The 16,165-nt window shown below is 35.6% G+C and carries 18 protein-coding genes and 1 riboswitch; of the genes, 11 read left to right on the top strand and 7 right to left on the bottom strand.

All coding sequences use genetic code 11. The features are described 5' to 3' along the window. The 7 genes from U860_RS0127195 to U860_RS0127165 all read left to right on the top strand — a co-directional run bounded on the left by U860_RS0127195 (position 1) and on the right by U860_RS0127165 (position 6,515). Entirely contained in the window at positions 1-1,401 is a 1,401-nt protein-coding gene (locus U860_RS0127195) for an ATP-binding protein (protein WP_025151003.1), read from the top strand. Between the two features lie 229 nt (positions 1,402-1,630). After that, entirely contained in the window at positions 1,631-2,320 is a 690-nt protein-coding gene (locus tag U860_RS0127190) for a FadR/GntR family transcriptional regulator (protein ID WP_275887071.1), read from the top strand. 166 nt (positions 2,321-2,486) lie between these two features. Then, positions 2,487-3,206, top strand: a complete 720-nt coding sequence (locus U860_RS0127185) for a (Fe-S)-binding protein (protein WP_025151001.1) — start codon at positions 2,487-2,489, stop codon at positions 3,204-3,206. A gap of 16 nt (positions 3,207-3,222) precedes the next feature. Further along, positions 3,223-4,644, top strand: a complete 1,422-nt coding sequence (locus tag U860_RS0127180) for a LutB/LldF family L-lactate oxidation iron-sulfur protein (protein WP_025151000.1) — start codon at positions 3,223-3,225, stop codon at positions 4,642-4,644. After that, complete coding sequence (locus tag U860_RS0127175; RefSeq protein WP_025150999.1) at positions 4,644-5,354, top strand: lactate utilization protein C; 711 nt, start codon at positions 4,644-4,646, stop codon at positions 5,352-5,354. The genes U860_RS0127180 and U860_RS0127175 overlap by 1 nt, the downstream gene beginning before the upstream one ends. Positions 5,355-5,466: 112 nt before the next feature. Then, entirely contained in the window at positions 5,467-6,189 is a 723-nt protein-coding gene (locus tag U860_RS0127170; RefSeq protein WP_025150998.1) for an A24 family peptidase, read from the top strand. A gap of 14 nt (positions 6,190-6,203) precedes the next feature. Beyond that, on the top strand, positions 6,204-6,515 hold the full coding sequence (locus tag U860_RS0127165) for a cyclic-phosphate processing receiver domain-containing protein (RefSeq protein ID WP_025150997.1): 312 nt from the start codon (positions 6,204-6,206) through the stop codon (positions 6,513-6,515). Positions 6,516-6,542: 27 nt separating this feature from the next. Here U860_RS0127165 and U860_RS0127160 read toward each other — a convergent pair whose 3' ends face one another. The 7 genes from U860_RS0127160 to phaQ all read right to left on the bottom strand — a co-directional run bounded on the left by U860_RS0127160 (position 6,543) and on the right by phaQ (position 12,116). Further along, the gene (locus tag U860_RS0127160) at positions 6,543-7,394 is read right to left on the bottom strand and encodes a formate/nitrite transporter family protein (protein ID WP_025150996.1); all 852 of its coding nucleotides are present in this window, start codon (positions 7,392-7,394) and stop codon (positions 6,543-6,545) included. Between the two features lie 209 nt (positions 7,395-7,603). Further along, entirely contained in the window at positions 7,604-8,398 is a 795-nt protein-coding gene (locus U860_RS0127155) for a TerC family protein (protein WP_025150995.1), read from the bottom strand. Between the two features lie 79 nt (positions 8,399-8,477). Continuing rightward, a riboswitch (yybP-ykoY riboswitch) is annotated at positions 8,478-8,651 on the bottom strand. A gap of 38 nt (positions 8,652-8,689) precedes the next feature. Next, entirely contained in the window at positions 8,690-10,009 is a 1,320-nt protein-coding gene (locus U860_RS0127150; RefSeq protein ID WP_025150994.1) for a TrkH family potassium uptake protein, read from the bottom strand. A gap of 113 nt (positions 10,010-10,122) precedes the next feature. Then, a complete protein-coding gene (locus U860_RS0127140) occupies positions 10,123-10,308 on the bottom strand; it encodes an alpha/beta-type small acid-soluble spore protein (RefSeq protein WP_000241212.1) in 186 nt (61 codons plus the stop codon). Between the two features lie 240 nt (positions 10,309-10,548). Next, on the bottom strand, positions 10,549-10,992 hold the full coding sequence (locus tag U860_RS0127135; RefSeq protein ID WP_001067911.1) for a MaoC family dehydratase: 444 nt from the start codon (positions 10,990-10,992) through the stop codon (positions 10,549-10,551). Positions 10,993-11,093: 101 nt separating this feature from the next. Beyond that, positions 11,094-11,618, bottom strand: a complete 525-nt coding sequence (gene phaP / locus U860_RS0127130) for a polyhydroxyalkanoic acid inclusion protein PhaP (RefSeq protein ID WP_025150993.1) — start codon at positions 11,616-11,618, stop codon at positions 11,094-11,096. Positions 11,619-11,660: 42 nt separating this feature from the next. Next, a complete protein-coding gene (gene phaQ / locus U860_RS0127125; RefSeq protein ID WP_025150992.1) occupies positions 11,661-12,116 on the bottom strand; it encodes a poly-beta-hydroxybutyrate-responsive repressor in 456 nt (151 codons plus the stop codon). Between the two features lie 198 nt (positions 12,117-12,314). Between phaQ and phaR the strand changes: the two genes are divergently transcribed. The 4 genes from phaR to U860_RS0127105 all read left to right on the top strand — a co-directional run bounded on the left by phaR (position 12,315) and on the right by U860_RS0127105 (position 16,150). Further along, positions 12,315-12,797: a polyhydroxyalkanoic acid synthase subunit PhaR gene (phaR, locus tag U860_RS0127120; RefSeq protein ID WP_025150991.1), complete on the top strand. Its 483-nt coding sequence runs from the start codon at positions 12,315-12,317 to the stop codon at positions 12,795-12,797. Between the two features lie 153 nt (positions 12,798-12,950). Beyond that, on the top strand, positions 12,951-13,694 hold the full coding sequence (locus tag U860_RS0127115) for an acetoacetyl-CoA reductase (protein ID WP_000250412.1): 744 nt from the start codon (positions 12,951-12,953) through the stop codon (positions 13,692-13,694). 82 nt (positions 13,695-13,776) lie between these two features. After that, a complete protein-coding gene (phaC, locus tag U860_RS0127110; protein WP_002170962.1) occupies positions 13,777-14,862 on the top strand; it encodes a class III poly(R)-hydroxyalkanoic acid synthase subunit PhaC in 1,086 nt (361 codons plus the stop codon). Positions 14,863-14,956: 94 nt separating this feature from the next. Next, positions 14,957-16,150, top strand: a complete 1,194-nt coding sequence (locus U860_RS0127105) for an FAD-dependent oxidoreductase (protein WP_025150990.1) — start codon at positions 14,957-14,959, stop codon at positions 16,148-16,150. The last annotated feature ends 15 nt before the right edge of the window (positions 16,151-16,165 follow it).

Here is a 16,165-nt window from a genome sequence, read left to right as displayed (position 1 = left end):
ATGTTTACGATGGTACAAAAGCTTTGGCTTACAGTAGTATGTGCAGTATGTGTAACAGTCTCCTTTCTTTATTTTGTATCTTTATACTCGTATGAAAAGTTATACGTCGATAATTTAAAAGATTCATTAGTAATGGAAGGAAAGCGTCTCGCCACGCAATATGATAAACGTGAAGGAATATCCACTTTTGAAGAGAAAGTAAGGGCATATGATCAAATATCTAGTTCAGACGTCCTTTTTGTGTATAATCCACGTGATTTAAGTGCTTGTTTGCCTTTTGATGTGCACCATCATTCTCTTATAAGTGAAGGAGATAGACAAGCGCTACTAGATGGGAAAACTGTGACAAAGATAGGATATGAAGAGCATTTTGATCGTAATATTATGGGTGTTGTCATCCCTGTTTTAGATAATAAAAAATTAGTTGGAATTGTATACTCTTATATTCCTTTAAAAAGTATAAAAGACTTGATATTTGATATGGGTCTTATTTTAGCGCCGTTAGCAATTGCAATGATTTTAATTACGATATGGGTTGGTAGAAAAATTATTATTGCGATTACGAAGCCGCTCTCACAAATGGAACGGGTCGCGAATCATCTTGCTACCGGAGATTTCTCAGAGCGGATTACGATTTCTTCAGAAGATGAGATTGGACGATTGGGAAAAGCATTTAATAAAATGGCAAATTCTTTAGAGGCAGAAGACGTAAAGCGTAAGGAGTTTTTAGCTAATGTTTCGCATGAACTTAGAACACCACTTAGTTATATTAAAGGATATAGTGAAGCCATTTTAGACGGTGTAGCAAAAGGACCGCAGCAGGAAAAAGTAACGCAGCTCATCCATAAAGAAGCAGATCGCATGCAGCGACTCGTTCATGATTTATTAGATTTAGCACAATTAGAAGGTGAACATTTTCCTCTAAAGAAGCAACCTATCGTTTTTTCACAGCTTATTGAAGATGTACTAGATACTTATGAGTTACAATTTATAGAAAAAAAGTTTCGTATTTCAACGGATTTAAATCCTGAAATTATCGTAATGATTGATGAGGATCGTATGCAACAAGTACTTCACAACGTGTTAGACAATGCGATACGGTACACAAATCAAAACGGGGATATCATAATAAGCTTAGATAAGAAAGATGATTATTGTGAGCTGAAAATAAAAGATACGGGAATAGGTATTGATATAGAGCATTTAGAAAATCTTGGTGAGCGTTTTTACCGAGTAGATAAAGCTAGAAGTCGTCAGCATGGTGGAACAGGTTTAGGTCTTGCAATTGTAAGGCAAATTGTTCATATACATGATGGACAGTGGAGAATAGAAAGTGAAAAAGGTAAGGGAACGACAGTTATTATTAAACTAAAAGTACAAGATGAGGAGAGCATGTTCTAACTTTGGGGACATGCTCTCTATATTGAGAGTTAATAATTGCACGGAAAGATATTAATTAATATCCAATAAATATTAAGAATTTGACTATTTTATGAACAAAACATTTGTACTTCTTACTAATTCGTTCTAAAATAGTTATGGATGCTAAATTCTTATAAATCGTTTCAATTGTTGTTTGGAAGATACTGAGGTGATTTAACTGGAGTACAAATCTATTAAACCGAAAAAAATTTACGAAGAAGTATCTGAAGCTATTTTAACAATGATTAAAAATGGCACACTAAAACCTGGTGACAAACTACTTCCTGTTCATCAATTAGCCGAGCAGTTTCAAGTTGGTAGATCTGCTGTTCGTGAAGCGCTAAGTGCGCTAAGGGCAATGGGCTTAATTGAAATGAAGCAAGGAGAAGGTACATATGTGAAGAATTTCGATTCTTCTTCATTAACGAAATCATTAAATAATAGGTTGTTAATGAAGAAAGAGGATATTTTGAACTTATTAGAAGTACGAAAGGTGCTTGAAGTGGGGGCAGTTCGAGCAGCTACGGCAAAACGTACGGAAGATAATTTACAAAATATGAAGCATTGGTTAGATGAAATGGCAAAGAGCGTTGGAGATGAGAAAGCTGGTGAAAAAGCAGACTTTCAGTTCCATATGGGAATTGCACAATCTTCACATAATAACATTCTACTTGAACTCATGAATCATGTTTCAGAAATGATTGCTGAAACGATTGGTGAATCAAGACGCATTATTTTATATGGTGAACAAACAACAGCAGAACGACTTTTAGAAGAGCATCAAGTTATATATGATGCGGTGTTAAAGCAAGATGTGGAATTAGCACAGCAAGCAATGCTAGATCATTTAACAAATGTAGAACATATTGTCATAGGTAAAAGCGATATAAATTCGTAATTTAATCTTTTAAAATTCCATTTTTCTGATAAAATAGAGAAAGATTGAGTAAGCGTTTTCTTTAGAAGAGGGAGAGTTAGGCTATGGTTGAGCCTATTTCTTCTTTTCAAGTCATCTGATGACCATATGATTGTTGGCGAAGTTGTAATGAGGGGGAATAATAATTATGAAAGTTACTTTATTTGTTACTTGTCTAGTCGATATGTTTGAAACAAATGTCGGTAAGGCAACAGTAGAAGTATTGGAGCGTTTAGGTTGTGAAATTGAATTTCCAGAAGCACAAGTTTGTTGTGGTCAGCCTGCTTATAATAGCGGCCACGTAGAAGCAGCAAAAGAAGCGATGAAACATATGATTGAAACTTTCGAAGATGCAGAATATATCGTTACGCCATCCGGTTCTTGTGCGACAATGTTTCACGAGTATCCACATGTTTTTAAAGATGATCCGAAATGGGCAAAACGTGCACAAAAGATAGCTGATAAAACATATGAATTTACACAATTTATTGTAGATGTTTTAAAAGTTACAGATGTTGGCGCAAGTTTACCTGGGATAGCAACTGTTCATAAATCTTGTCATATGACACGTCTGCTTGGAGTAAAAGAGGCTCCAGGAATTTTATTATCAAATGTAAAAGGATTAACTGTAAGAGAACTACCAAACGTACAAAATTGTTGTGGTTTTGGGGGAACGTTTTCAGTTAAGATGACACCTATTTCTGAGCAAATGGTAGATGAGAAAGTTGATAGTGTTATGGAAACAGGTGCTGATTATTTAATCGGTGCAGATTGTGGGTGTTTGTTAAACATTGGCGGACGTATTGAGCGTTTAGGTAAAGATGTAAAAGTAATGCATATTGCTGAGGTATTGAATAGCCGCTCATGAAGGGGGAACATAAGCTATGTCTATGAAAATCAGTGAGAAAAAATTTAATGATCGCGTAGGCGATGGAATTCAAGATTCGTTTATGCGCGGGGCTGTATCATCTGCACAAACGCGTTTATATACAAATCGATTAAAAGCAGCGGAAGAATTAGGAAACTGGGAAGAGTGGCGTGAACTTGGTGAACAAATTCGCCAGCATACGCTAGAAAATCTTGATTATTACTTAATGCAGTTAAGTGAAAATGTTTCGAAAAGAGGCGGTCATGTTTACTTTGCGAAAACGAAAGAGGAAGCAGCAAAGTATATTCAAGACGTTGCGAAAAAGAAACAAGCGAAGAAAGTTGTAAAATCAAAATCAATGGTAACTGAAGAAATTAGTATGAATCATGCGCTTGAAGAAATCGGTTGTGAAGTGTTAGAGAGTGACTTAGGAGAGTATATCCTGCAAGTAGATAACGATCCGCCTTCACATATTATTGCGCCTGCACTTCATAAAAACAGAATGCAAATTCGTGATGTGTTTAAAGAAAAACTTGGATATGAAAATTCTGATGATCCATACGAAATGACAAAGTTTGTTCGTAAACAACTTCGTGAGAAATTTATGGATGCAGAAATTGGTGTGACAGGTTGTAACTTCGCTGTTGCAAATACTGGCTCTCTTTGTTTAGTAACAAATGAAGGTAATGCCGATCTTGTTATGTCGATTCCGAAAACACAAATTGCAGTAATGGGTATGGAACGTATGGTTCCGACAATGGAAGAATTAGATGTTTTAGTTGGTTTACTATGTCGTAGTGCAGTAGGTCAAAAGTTAACAAGTTATGTAACGGTAGCAGGACCAATTCAAGAGGAAGAGGTAGATGGGCCAGAAGAGTTTCATTTAGTCGTTGTTGATAATGGCCGATCTCAAATTCTTGGATCTGAATTCCGTCAAGTGCTGCAATGTATTCGTTGTGCTGCTTGTGTTAATGTATGTCCTGTATATCGTCACGTTGGTGGGCATTCATACGGATCTATCTATTCAGGACCAATTGGTGCAGTATTAACACCACTTCTAGGTGGATATGATGATTACAAAGAACTTCCATATGCATCTAGTTTATGCGGAGCATGTACAGAAGCTTGTCCAGTAAAAATTCCATTGCATGATTTATTGTTAAAACATCGTCAAGTTATCGTTGAACAAGAAGGCCGTGCCCCACTTGCAGAAAAATTAGCAATGAAAATGTTTAGCATGGGTGCTTCTTCAGCAGCTTTATATAAAATGGGATCGAAAATGGCACCGGCAGCAATGAGTCCATTTACATCTGGTAACCGCGTATCAAAAGGTGTTGGACCACTTAAAAACTGGACAGATATTCGTGAATTCCCGGCTCCAAGTAAAGAACGATTCCGTGATTGGTATAAAGATCATAAGAAAGGCGGGGATAAATAATGACAGGATTAATTCAAAACCGTGAGTCCTTTCTAGATAATATCGCAAAAGAACTCGGACGTGGGCGGAAGACAGAAGGTGTAGAACGTCCAGTATGGAAAAATAATGTGAATGAAGAAACGTTAAAAGATTATTCACAAGAAGAATTGTTAGAAGTATTTAAAAATCAATGTACAAACATTCATACAACTGTTGTGGAAACGACAAACGACCGTTTACGTGAAGATATTCAAAAAGTAATCGTTGAAAACGGCGGGGGACCTATTATATTATCAGCAGATGAACGTTTTGATTCATATGGATTGACTTCTTTATTCAAAGAAGAGCTTCCGAAACAAAATGTTGAAGTAAATGTATGGGATCCTGAGAAAAAAGAAGAGAATATGCGTTTAGCGGAAAAAGCGAATATCGGAATCGCATTTAGTGATTATACTTTAGCTGAATCTGGTACGATTGTTGTACAAAGTCATAAAGGACAAGGGCGTTCTTTACACTTTCTACCAACTGTATACTTTGCTATTATTCCACGTGAAACACTTGTACCTCGTATTACGCAAGCAGTTCAACATATGAACTCTCGTGTGGAAAAAGGCGAAGCAGTGGCATCTTGTATCAACTTTATAACAGGACCAAGTAATTCTGCAGATATTGAAATGAATCTTGTTGTCGGGGTACACGGACCATTAAAAGCAGTATATTTCATCGTATAAAATAGGGGAAAGCAGGCCGGAAAACGGCCTGCTTTTTTAATAGAATAAAGATAATATGAAGTAGAAGTTCTCTCCTTTTTTTGCTATGTTCTTTTGGAAAGGAGAGGAAGGGATGTTCACTTATTTATATGCATTGTTAGCAGGGATGGTGTTTGGTTCTTTCTTTATGGTGATTGCGATGAGAGTTCCAGTGGGTGAATCTATTATTACACCACGTTCATATTGTCATTACTGCAAATATACGTTAAAGCCAAAAGAACTTATTCCAATCATTTCATTTTGTATGCAGAAAGGGCGTTGTACGAATTGTAAAAGAAAAATCCCAAGTTTGTACATAACATTTGAATTTGTTACAGGGAGTTTATTTTTTCTTACTGTATATGTAATTGGAATTGAACGAGAGCTCATCATCATTTTATCGCTTCTTTCTTTACTACTTATTATTTCAGTTACAGATTTTGTGTATATGTTAATACCTAATCGTATTTTAATTTGGTTTGCATTTTTGCTTATTTTAGAATGTATTTTTGTACCGTTAGTTACTTGGATAGATAGTATAGCTGGTAGTGGAACTATATTCATTTTGTTATATTGCATGCAAAGGATTTATCCAGATGGTCTTGGCGGAGGTGATGTGAAATTACTTTCGTTACTCGGATTTATAATAGGAGTGAAAGGTATTTTTATGACTTTATTTTTAGCATCTTTCTTTAGTCTTTGTATTTTTGGAATTGGTATAGCATTAAAGCGCATAAAAGTAAGAACCCCAATTCCATTTGGTCCTTTTATTAGCCTTGGAGCAATATGTTATGTGTTGGTTGTATATGCAAAATAGAAAGGAGCTAGAAAATGAATGTATATATGGATGATCAAAGAAGTTGTCCGTTCGGATATGTTCTGGCAACTACAGTAGAATCTGCGTTACAATTTGTTCGGAGTAATAAGATAAACATCCTTTCTCTTGACTTTAACATGGGATGGAGGCAAAAGAGCGGATTAGATTTTGTAGAAGCCTTTTGTACGGAAGGTTTATATGTTAATGAGATTCACCTTCATACAAATGATGTCATCGGTATGCACCAGATGAAGAAGAGAATTGAGAAAGCGAAAGAAAAAGGGGAAATTCATCCTCATATTGTCGTTAAATATGTAGGGAGTTAAAAACTCCAAAGTCTTACTTTGGAGTTTTTAATGTTTCATATGAGCTTGTAAAGGAATGATTTCCTCTGTTTGAGCGGCTACTAATTCAGTTTCTTCTTGCTTAACATCAGGTTCTTTCTTTGTTAAGTAATGATATACCATACCGACAAATACCGATCCGCCAATAATGTTACCAAGTGTAACTGGAATTAAGTTATGAATAGCACCCGCAAAAGAAATTGTATCAGGATGTGGTGATACTAAAGATAAAGCAAACAGTGATAAGTTTGCAATGCTATGCTCGTAACCAGATAAGAAGAATGTGAAAACAAGTAGCATCATCATCATTATTTTTGCTGTATCACCTTTTACTTGAGAAGGTAAGAAGCAAGCAAGACATACGAGCCAGTTACATAAAATCGCTTTAAAGAATAATTGCATTGTAGGTGTATTCATCTTTCCTTCAACTACTTTATTCATTAAGTGACCATGATCAATTGCTTGGAAAATTCCAGTTGCGTAAAATAGTAAGGCAAAGAATAAAGCGCCAGCTAAGTTACCTGCATAACAAGCAACCCAGTTGCGAAGTGTATCAGAAATAGTTGTTTCTTTTCTTAAAGTTGCCACTGTAAAGTACATTGTATTGCCAGTAAATAACTCAGCACCGCCATATATAATAAGTACGAGAGCAATTCCAAAAAACATGGATGCAGCTAAATAAGTTGCTGGTGAATTTGCAATATGAAAAAAGTTACCTAATTTAAAACATAGTACAATAATAAAACCGATATAAACGCCCGCAAGTGCAGCGCGAATGAAATATTGCATTGGATTTGTATCTAGCATTTGCTTTTTGCTCTTAGCCAGTTTTACAACGTAGTCTAATCCTTGTTCTAGCATGAGTAATACGCTCCTTTAATACATCGTCTATAAATACTCTTTATATGAATAAAGTACATGGATTTGTTCTCAGTTTCAATAAGTTTGTTCAATATTTCACAAAAAGGACATACATCTATGAAGGGAGCGTTTACAAAAGGCGGTATAATGGAATTTTTTCTAAAAATAGTGAGGAGTTTGAAACGAGAGAAAAAGAAAAAGCGCTATAATTACAGCGCTTTTTCGTCTAAATTCTTTTCGACTTTTACTTCTACCTCTTTTGAGAAGAACCAACCGCAAACTGCGATTCCGACTAATACGCTCCAGAATGTAAGTTTCCACGGAGTAGATTCTGGGAATGAGTGCGGAAGGACACCTAAAGCAGGGTGTGCTAGCGTATAAACTGCTAATTTTACACCAACCCAGCCTACAATTAAGAATGCTGCCGTTTCAAGTCCTGGTTTACGTTTTAATATTTGTACGAAAGCAGATGCTGCAAATCGCATAATGATTAATCCGATAAGTCCACCTACAAAGATAACGACGAATTGCCCAGTATCAAGACTACCAATCGTACCTAATCCTGTTTTCGGTAATGTCATTGCTAATGCAACAGCCGCTAAAATTGAATCAACTGCGAAGGCGATATCAGCAACTTCGACTTTAAATACAGTCCACCAAAAGTTCTCTTGTTTTTTCTCTGTTTCTTTTTCTTCTGTTTCTTCATGTGTATTCTTTTTAACGTACGTTTTAAATAAGTGATTACCAGCGATAAACATAAGGTAAATTGCACCAATCGCTTGTACTTGCCATACATCGACTAAGAATGAAATCATAAATAGCGATCCGAAGCGGAAAACAAACGCTCCTGCTAATCCGTAAAATAGTGCTTTCTTTCGTTTGTCTTCTGGTAAATGTTTTACCATAATTGCAAGAACAAGGGCGTTATCAGCTGCTAAAATCCCCTCTAGTGCAATTAGGATGAGTAATACCCAACCATACTCCAATAATAATGATACATCCATGTACATTCTCCTCTCATTTCTCTAAATTTTAAACAAGTGAAGAATTTCCCCACTGTTTAGATTCCCCATACTCCCGCGCATCAACGGTGGAAGGAATTAGTAAAAACAAAAAAGACCTCTGCCGTTGATAGGCAAAGGTCTTGCTAGACATATGTAATGAAAATGCCAACAAAGCCGGAAGAACTATGTTCTACGTAATGACGACTTTGTTTCCAAGAAATATTCTTGGACGCTACTCCCCTTTGGAGATATGTTATTGTATTTTCATTATATGGATAATTTATACGGTTGTCAACCTGTTAAAATATCTTCGTTTGGATATTTTATTTTTCTTTGCTTTTTACGTGCAAATGAAAAAGCTAATGTTAAAGGCCCCATTTTTCCAAAAAACATCATAAAAATAATAATTGCTTTACCGATAATTGTTAAGTGTGGCGTCAAATTCATGCTAAGGCCGACAGTTCCAAATGCTGAAAATACTTCAAAAGCACTCATTAATAGAGGAACTCGCTCAGTAATACTTAGAATTAAAATGGAAAGGAAAATAAACGAAATTGAAATAATGGTAATGGTTAATGATTTGACAATGAGCGTATCTTTAATGGATTTTTTAAACACGACAATATCATCTTGTTCTTGCAAAAATTTAAATACGCCAAAAAACATAATTAAAAAAGTCGTTAACTTAATTCCGCCACCAGTTGAAGCACTGCCAGCACCAATAAACATAAGAAGCATCATTAATAAAAGAGAAGGCCTTGATAATGCAGAGATATCCACAGTATTAAATCCGGCAGTGCGCGTCGAAATCGCTTGAAAATAAGCAGCCATACCTTCTTCAAATGGGGTAAAACCTCTCATAGAAAGTGAATTATGGAACTCGAATATAAAAATAAAAGCTGTAGCAATAATATTTACGATAAGAGTAGAAGTGAGCATAAGTTTTGAATGTAAAGTAAGGTTTTTAAAGTTTTTCTTTCTTTTTATATCTACGATAACTGTAAAACCGATCCCTCCTAAAATAATCAGGGAAGAAATAACGAGATTGACGAGAATGCTATGGGAGTGGGACGTTAAATTGTCGCTCCACACGGAAAAACCAGCATTGTTAAAGGCTGAGATAGAATGAAAAAAGCTATAATATATTCCTTTGGCAATCCCGTACTTTGGTACCCATTCAAAGGAGAGAAGTAAAGTGGCAATACATTCTACAGTAAAAGAAAATATAAATAATGCTTTTGCAAGGCGGATGATTCCGCCGACATTTGTTTGGTTTAATGCTTGTTGTAATAAAATCCGATTTTGAAGACCAATTTTTCTACCGAGCATAATTGCGATTAAAACGGCGAAGCTCATAATACCAAGTCCGCCAACCTGTATAAGTGTTAAAATGACGCATTGTCCAAACAAGGTAAATACTTTTCCCGTGTCCACAACACCAAGTCCTGTAACAGTACAAGCAGAAACTGTTGTAAATAAGGCATCGAGCCATGAAATAGACGTCGTTGTAGCAATGGGTAATTTTAATAAGCATGTACCGATGATGGATAACGTGATAAAAGATAGAGTAAGAACACGGGGAGGACTCATGCTAATGTTAATCCGTTTCATGTTACATATCGTTCCTTTCAATTTGTTCTTACTAGTATGTGAAAAAGCATTATTATGTATGTTAAAAAAGAAAGAGGCAGAGAATATCTGCCTCTAAGCCATATGTTATATGATTATCCACGTAATTGTTGCTGAGCTAAAGCAACAAGACGTTTCGTTACTTCACCGCCAACAGAGCCGTTAGAACGAGATGCTGTATTTGATCCTAAGCTTACACCGAATTCTTGAGCGATTTCATATTTAAATTGTTCAAGTGCTTGTTCTGCACCTGGAACTAATAATTTGTTTGTTTTTACCATGTTGATACACATCCTTCTTAGTAGTCCAGTTTATCCCACTATTGGCGGGCTGCCTATAAAAGCTCGATTGGTGAAGGCTAATAATCAGTGGTGATAAACAAATTACACGGATTAAAGCTTCACTTTATTTAAGTGCTATATAAACTGGTACCGTTATTTTATGTGGAAACGACGTACTCATACACGGAAGTAATCGGTGTGATTAGAAGTTCTTGGATAGAAAAAAGAGTAGCAAATTTGCTACTCTTTTTTCAGTATTGTCGCTGTACCTTCCACGACAATATCATCGGATTGATTATATATGTTTGTTTGCAATGTAATGATTTTTTTATCGTCACGTTTTTTAATAACTTCTGCCACAACGCGAAGTGTATCTCCGATTTTGACAGGAGCACGGAATGAAACGTTTTGTGATAAATAAATCGTATTTTTGCCAGGGAGTTTCGTTCCAAGAATGGTAGAAATAAAACTCGAAACGAGCATGCCGTGGGCAATACGTTCTTTGAACATTGTCGTTTTTGCAAAAGAATCTAAAATATGAATAGGATTTACATCTCCAGTCAATTTTGCAAAATTGATAACATCCTCATCCGTAATTTTTTTTGTTAGTGATGCTTGATCACCGACTTGAATCTCATCGTAACGAAGCTCCGGAACAGTTTGTGCTTCTTGAAATGGATTCATTTTGTCCTCCTTCTTTTCCATATCGAAAAATGTAAGCCATCTTGATGTAGTAGGAGGAAGAAAGAGTTTTGTTTGTGCTGCAGTTAGTTGCCACATTTTTCTTACTTGATGGAAGTAAATAGATTTTTTGAGTTTTCCTCGAACTGCTTTGCGAGTTCTAGTTGTTTGGACTTGAACTCTCCCAAAAAAACTTCTAACTGTTTTTGAACCTCTTCACGTTGCGACTGTTGTTGCTCGATAAAGTGCTTTGTTGTTTCTTCAAATTGACCGCTAGTTTGAGTAAGAATAGACAAAGATGTTTTCGTAGGAGAAACAGTAAGTTGGTGCATTTGAGTAGAAAGTTCATTCCATTTTTCTTGCCACTCGTTAATTTGATCATTTAAGGAGTTTCCAGTTAATTGCTTCACGTAATCTGTATATTGGTTATTGAACTGAGCTGTGAATTGTTGTAATTCTTTTTCTAGTTCATTTACTCCTGATGTTAATTTATGCAAAGCGTCTTGTTGTTGTTTTAACGTTTCTAAAGTAAGTTGCTCTAATTGTTTCCCAGCTGAAGAGAAGAGGGAAAGAGATTGAGACCAGTTTTTCCAAAATGCATCGACCAATTCGTATGGTTTAGTTTCCATTGTTTGACCTCCAAATGTTTTTTTGCATATTGTGAACGCAGATTACTCTGCTGTACCACCAGGTGAAGATGAAGAATCCTTTTCATCCTTTTCTGGAGAAGTAGTGGCAAATGGAAAGAAAGCGTTCGTATATAACGTGAAAAACGTCCGCAGCATATTTTGGTAATGCTCAAAAGAAGTTGCACATGTTGCTAAATATTTCTCTCCATATTCAGTTAAAGAATAAATTCTTTTTGCTGGCCCTCCTTCGCTTGTATCCCAAGTAGAAGAAATAAGGTTTTCTTTTTCTAATTTGCGTAGTGTCCTATATACATTACCTTGGTCTACAGAAGAAAAGCCGATATCCATTAGCATTTGAATAAGTTTGTAACCATGAAGACTCCAGTCTTTTAGACAGAGAAGTAAGAAGGGAACTAAGAAGTTTTTTGGCATGGAGTTTGGTTGTTTCGTTTGGTTGTTTTCCAAACTTTCGCGTTGTTCTGGTTCATTATGTAGCATGATTGTGCATCACCTCATGAATCAGTTAGATGGAATTTTTTGCTTATAAGTGCAATTTACACCTATCTGTTTTTAATGTCAATACATTTGTTGGAAAATAAAGAAAAATAAAATATAGACTTGAAGTTTTTTTCGGAATATTAGAAAATAGTGAATAGGTTGAATTGTTTCAAAAACGAAAAAGGGAGTGTAGGCGAAGTGATTGATCAAAAATTCGATCCATTGCAAGCATGGAAAAATGCTTATGAACAAACCGAAACATTTTGGGGAAAAGCGCTCAATGAAACAATTAAAACAGAAGAATATTCTGCTTGGATGGGCAGCGTTCTAGACTTGAATTTGTTTTATCAAAAAGCATTAAATGATACAACAAAAAGTTATTTAGAACAAGTGAACGTGCCAACGAAAGAGGATATCGCTAGAGTAGCTACGCTTGTTATTAACTTAGAAAATAAAGTTGATAACATCGAGGAAGTTCTAGAAGAGAAAGTGGATTCATTAGGACAAGCTCCTACATTAAGGCGTGATGTTACGAAAGTGAAACAAGATATTCGCACGTTAGAAACGAAAGTTGATCAAATTTTAGAATTGCTAGAAAAGCAAAATGCAGTACTAGCTAAACTACAAGTACCTGTAAAAGAAGAGGTAAAACCTGCGAATAAGCCAGAAAATAAAAAATGATAATAGCGTTTGTTTATAACGTGTAAAAGAGAGAGGGAGAATCCCTTTTTCATGTATAAACAACGAAACATAATTAATATATGGACTCTATTAGTATGAGTACCAAAATGATTTATAACAATCGCTCACAAATTCATTTAAGGGGGAAAAGAAATGGTTCAATTAAATGGCAAAGTAGCAATCGTAACAGGTGGGGCAAAAGGAATTGGAAAAGCAATTACAGTAGCATTAGCACAAGAGGGAGCAAAAGTTGTTATTAACTATAACAGCAGTAAAGAAGCAGCTGAAAACTTAGTAAATGAACTAGGAAAAGAAGGGCATGACGTTTATGCAGTTCAAGCGGATGTTTCTAAAGTAGAAGACGCAAACCGACTTGTAGAAGAAGCTGTGAATCATTTTGGTAAAGTTGATATTCTTGTTAATAATGCTGGTATTACAAGAGATCGTACATTCAAAAAGTTAAATCGTGAAGACTGGGAGCGCGTAATTGACGTGAACTTAAGCAGCGTATTTAATACGACAAGTGCTGTACTTCCATACATAACGGAAGCAGAAGAAGGAAGAATCATTAGTATTTCTTCTATTATTGGTCAAGCTGGTGGATTTGGACAAACAAACTACTCAGCAGCAAAAGCAGGTATGTTAGGATTTACAAAATCATTAGCGTTAGAACTTGCAAAAACAAATGTAACTGTAAACGCAATTTGCCCAGGGTTTATTGATACTGAAATGGTAGCAGAGGTACCAGAAGAAGTACGTCAAAAAATCGTTGCGAAAATCCCGAAAAAACGCTTTGGCCAAGCTGATGAAATTGCAAAAGGTGTAGTATATCTATGCCGTGATGGTGCGTATATCACTGGTCAGCAATTAAACATTAACGGTGGATTATACATGTAATAAGGTAAGAAAAAAGTGCATATCCATAGCAGGAATGCACTTCTTTTTTTAGAAAGAAATCGACTGAAAAGGAGATAAAAAAATGACTACATTCGTAACAGAATGGGAAAAACAATTGGAGTTGTACCCAGAAGAATATCGCAAAGCATATCGCCGTGTGAAAAGAGCGAGCGAAATTTTATTACGCGAACCAGAACCACAAGTTGGTTTAACACCGAAAGAGGTTATTTGGACGAAGAATAAAACGAAGCTTTATCGTTACATTCCAAAACAAGAAAAAACACAGAGGGTTCCAATCTTATTAATATATGCTCTTATTAATAAACCGTATATTATGGATTTAACTCCAGGAAATAGTTTAGTGGAATATTTAGTAGATCGTGGTTTTGATGTGTATATGCTTGATTGGGGCACATTTGGTTTAGAAGATAGTCATTTGAAATTTGATGATTTCGTGTTCGATTATATTGCAAAAGCAGTGAAAAAAGTAATGAGAACTGCAAAATCGGACGAGATTTCTTTACTTGGTTATTGCATGGGTGGAACGTTAACATCTATTTATGCAGCGCTTCATCCGGACATGCCAATTCGTAACTTGATTTTTATGACAAGTCCTTTTGATTTCTCTGAAACAGGATTATACGGTCCTTTATTAGATGAGAAGTATTTCAATTTAGATAAAGCGGTTGATACATTCGGAAATATTCCACCTGAAATGATTGATTTCGGAAATAAGATGTTAAAACCAATTACAAACTTTGTTGGTCCATATGTTGCTTTAGTCGATCGTTCAGAAAATGAGCGCTTCGTCGAAAGCTGGAAGTTAGTTCAAAAGTGGGTTGGTGACGGTATTCCATTCCCAGGTGAATCATATAGACAATGGATTCGTGATTTTTATCAAAATAATAAATTAGTGAAGGGTGAACTCGTTATTCGCGGACAGAAGGTAGACCTTGCAAATATTAAGGCGAATGTCTTAAATATTTCCGCGAAACGTGATCATATTGCTCTGCCATGTCAAGTAGAGGCTTTACTTGATCATATTTCTAGCACAGATAAACAGTATGTATGTTTACCGACAGGACATATGTCTATTGTGTATGGTGGAACAGCTGTAAAGCAAACATATCCGACAGTTGGAAATTGGCTTGAAGAGCGTTCTAATTAAAGAAAAGAAATCCAACTAGCATATGTTAGTTGGATTTTTTTATGAAAAATGACGAAACATAGGAAGGAGAAAATTACATTGTAGGAGTATAATTATGAAGCTTATGACTGGTAAGTTGTTTTGGAGTGATGGAGTTTCTGTACCTTGTTATCCAACGTTAGAAAATGATATGATATGTGATGTGCTTGTAATTGGAAGTGGAGAAGCGGGTGCTCATATAGCGTATTTGTTAGCGGAAATTGGAATGCGTGTTATGCTCATTGAAAAAAGAGCAATTGCATGTGGAAGCACAGCTGCAAATACAGGATTATTACAATTTGTTCATGATAAATCGTTGACCTCTCTTATTCATACATTTGGTGAAGAGAAAGGGGTACGAGCATATAGACTTTGTTATGAAGCGCTGCAAACAATGGAGAAGGTTGTGCCAACTCTCGATATTGATCCCCATTTTATTCCGCGAAAGAGTTTGTATTATGCTAGTAGAGATGAGGATGTTTCATTTTTACAAGAAGAATATAATACGTTACACCATTATGGATTTCCGGTTGAATATTTTACAGAGTCTGATATTAAAAAACGTTATTCATTTGCAAAACAAGCAGCGTTATATACAAGCGGTGATGCAGAAGTGAATCCATATTTATTAGCGCATAGTCTTTTGCATAAAGCGAAACAAATGGGCGCTACTATATATGAACATGCAGAGGCATTACATATTAAACAAATCCAAAATGATTTAATTTGTTACACGAAAACAGGAAATAAAATCGTAGCAAAGAATATAATTATGGCGACAGGTTATGAACCGCTTTTTGGCAAGAAAGAAAAAAACACAACAGTAGAAACGTCTTATGCGGTTGTGACAAATAAGATAGATCAATTTGAAGGCTGGCATGAGCAATCATTAATTTGGGAAACAGCACGTCCATACTTGTATTTTCGAACGTATCAAAATCGCATTATTGTAGGCGGATTAGATGAGGCACTGAAAATTCAAAATATCGGTGATACGAAATTATTGCATAAGCGTGATATCCTTATTAACATTGTAAAAGAAATGTTCCCACAGTTTAATAATATACAGGCAGAATATTATTGGGCAGCGGCATTTGGTGGTAGTCATGACGGTCTTCCTATTTTAAAAGAAGATAAAAAGATACATAATTTATATTACGCACTGCCGTATGGGGGAAATGGAACTGTATACGGAATGGTATTTGCGAAACTATTTCAGCAGTTATTTACAAATAAAGAAAGTGATGATTTTTCTTTATTTAATCGATAGAAAAAAAGGTAGCGA

The sequence above is a fragment of the Bacillus sp. H1a genome, from assembly GCF_000633475.1.
Classification (GTDB): domain Bacteria; phylum Bacillota; class Bacilli; order Bacillales; family Bacillaceae_G; genus Bacillus_A; species Bacillus_A paramycoides.
Note: the sequence above shows the minus strand (reverse complement) of the source record. Positions and strands in the feature narration are given on the sequence as shown.

What these genes read in the sequence shown, in the direction of transcription:
- U860_RS0127195 (WP_025151003.1), top strand. Translation starts at nt 1, where the DNA reads ATGTTTACGATGGTACAAAAGCTTTGGCTTACAGTAGTATGTGCAGTA.
- phaP (WP_025150993.1), bottom strand. Translation starts at nt 11,618, where the DNA reads ATGGAAACTAAACCATACGAATTGGTCGATGCATTTTGGAAAAACTGG.
- U860_RS0127180 (WP_025151000.1), top strand. Translation starts at nt 3,223, where the DNA reads ATGTCTATGAAAATCAGTGAGAAAAAATTTAATGATCGCGTAGGCGAT.
- U860_RS0127115 (WP_000250412.1), top strand. Translation starts at nt 12,951, where the DNA reads ATGGTTCAATTAAATGGCAAAGTAGCAATCGTAACAGGTGGGGCAAAA.
- U860_RS0127135 (WP_001067911.1), bottom strand. Translation starts at nt 10,992, where the DNA reads ATGAATCCATTTCAAGAAGCACAAACTGTTCCGGAGCTTCGTTACGAT.
- U860_RS0127105 (WP_025150990.1), top strand. Translation starts at nt 14,957, where the DNA reads ATGAAGCTTATGACTGGTAAGTTGTTTTGGAGTGATGGAGTTTCTGTA.
- phaC (WP_002170962.1), top strand. Translation starts at nt 13,777, where the DNA reads ATGACTACATTCGTAACAGAATGGGAAAAACAATTGGAGTTGTACCCA.
- phaQ (WP_025150992.1), bottom strand. Translation starts at nt 12,116, where the DNA reads ATGCTACATAATGAACCAGAACAACGCGAAAGTTTGGAAAACAACCAA.
- U860_RS0127140 (WP_000241212.1), bottom strand. Translation starts at nt 10,308, where the DNA reads ATGGTAAAAACAAACAAATTATTAGTTCCAGGTGCAGAACAAGCACTT.
- U860_RS0127155 (WP_025150995.1), bottom strand. Translation starts at nt 8,398, where the DNA reads ATGGATGTATCATTATTATTGGAGTATGGTTGGGTATTACTCATCCTA.
- U860_RS0127150 (WP_025150994.1), bottom strand. Translation starts at nt 10,009, where the DNA reads ATGAAACGGATTAACATTAGCATGAGTCCTCCCCGTGTTCTTACTCTA.
- U860_RS0127160 (WP_025150996.1), bottom strand. Translation starts at nt 7,394, where the DNA reads ATGCTAGAACAAGGATTAGACTACGTTGTAAAACTGGCTAAGAGCAAA.
- U860_RS0127185 (WP_025151001.1), top strand. Translation starts at nt 2,487, where the DNA reads ATGAAAGTTACTTTATTTGTTACTTGTCTAGTCGATATGTTTGAAACA.
- U860_RS0127165 (WP_025150997.1), top strand. Translation starts at nt 6,204, where the DNA reads ATGAATGTATATATGGATGATCAAAGAAGTTGTCCGTTCGGATATGTT.
- U860_RS0127175 (WP_025150999.1), top strand. Translation starts at nt 4,644, where the DNA reads ATGACAGGATTAATTCAAAACCGTGAGTCCTTTCTAGATAATATCGCA.
- U860_RS0127170 (WP_025150998.1), top strand. Translation starts at nt 5,467, where the DNA reads ATGTTCACTTATTTATATGCATTGTTAGCAGGGATGGTGTTTGGTTCT.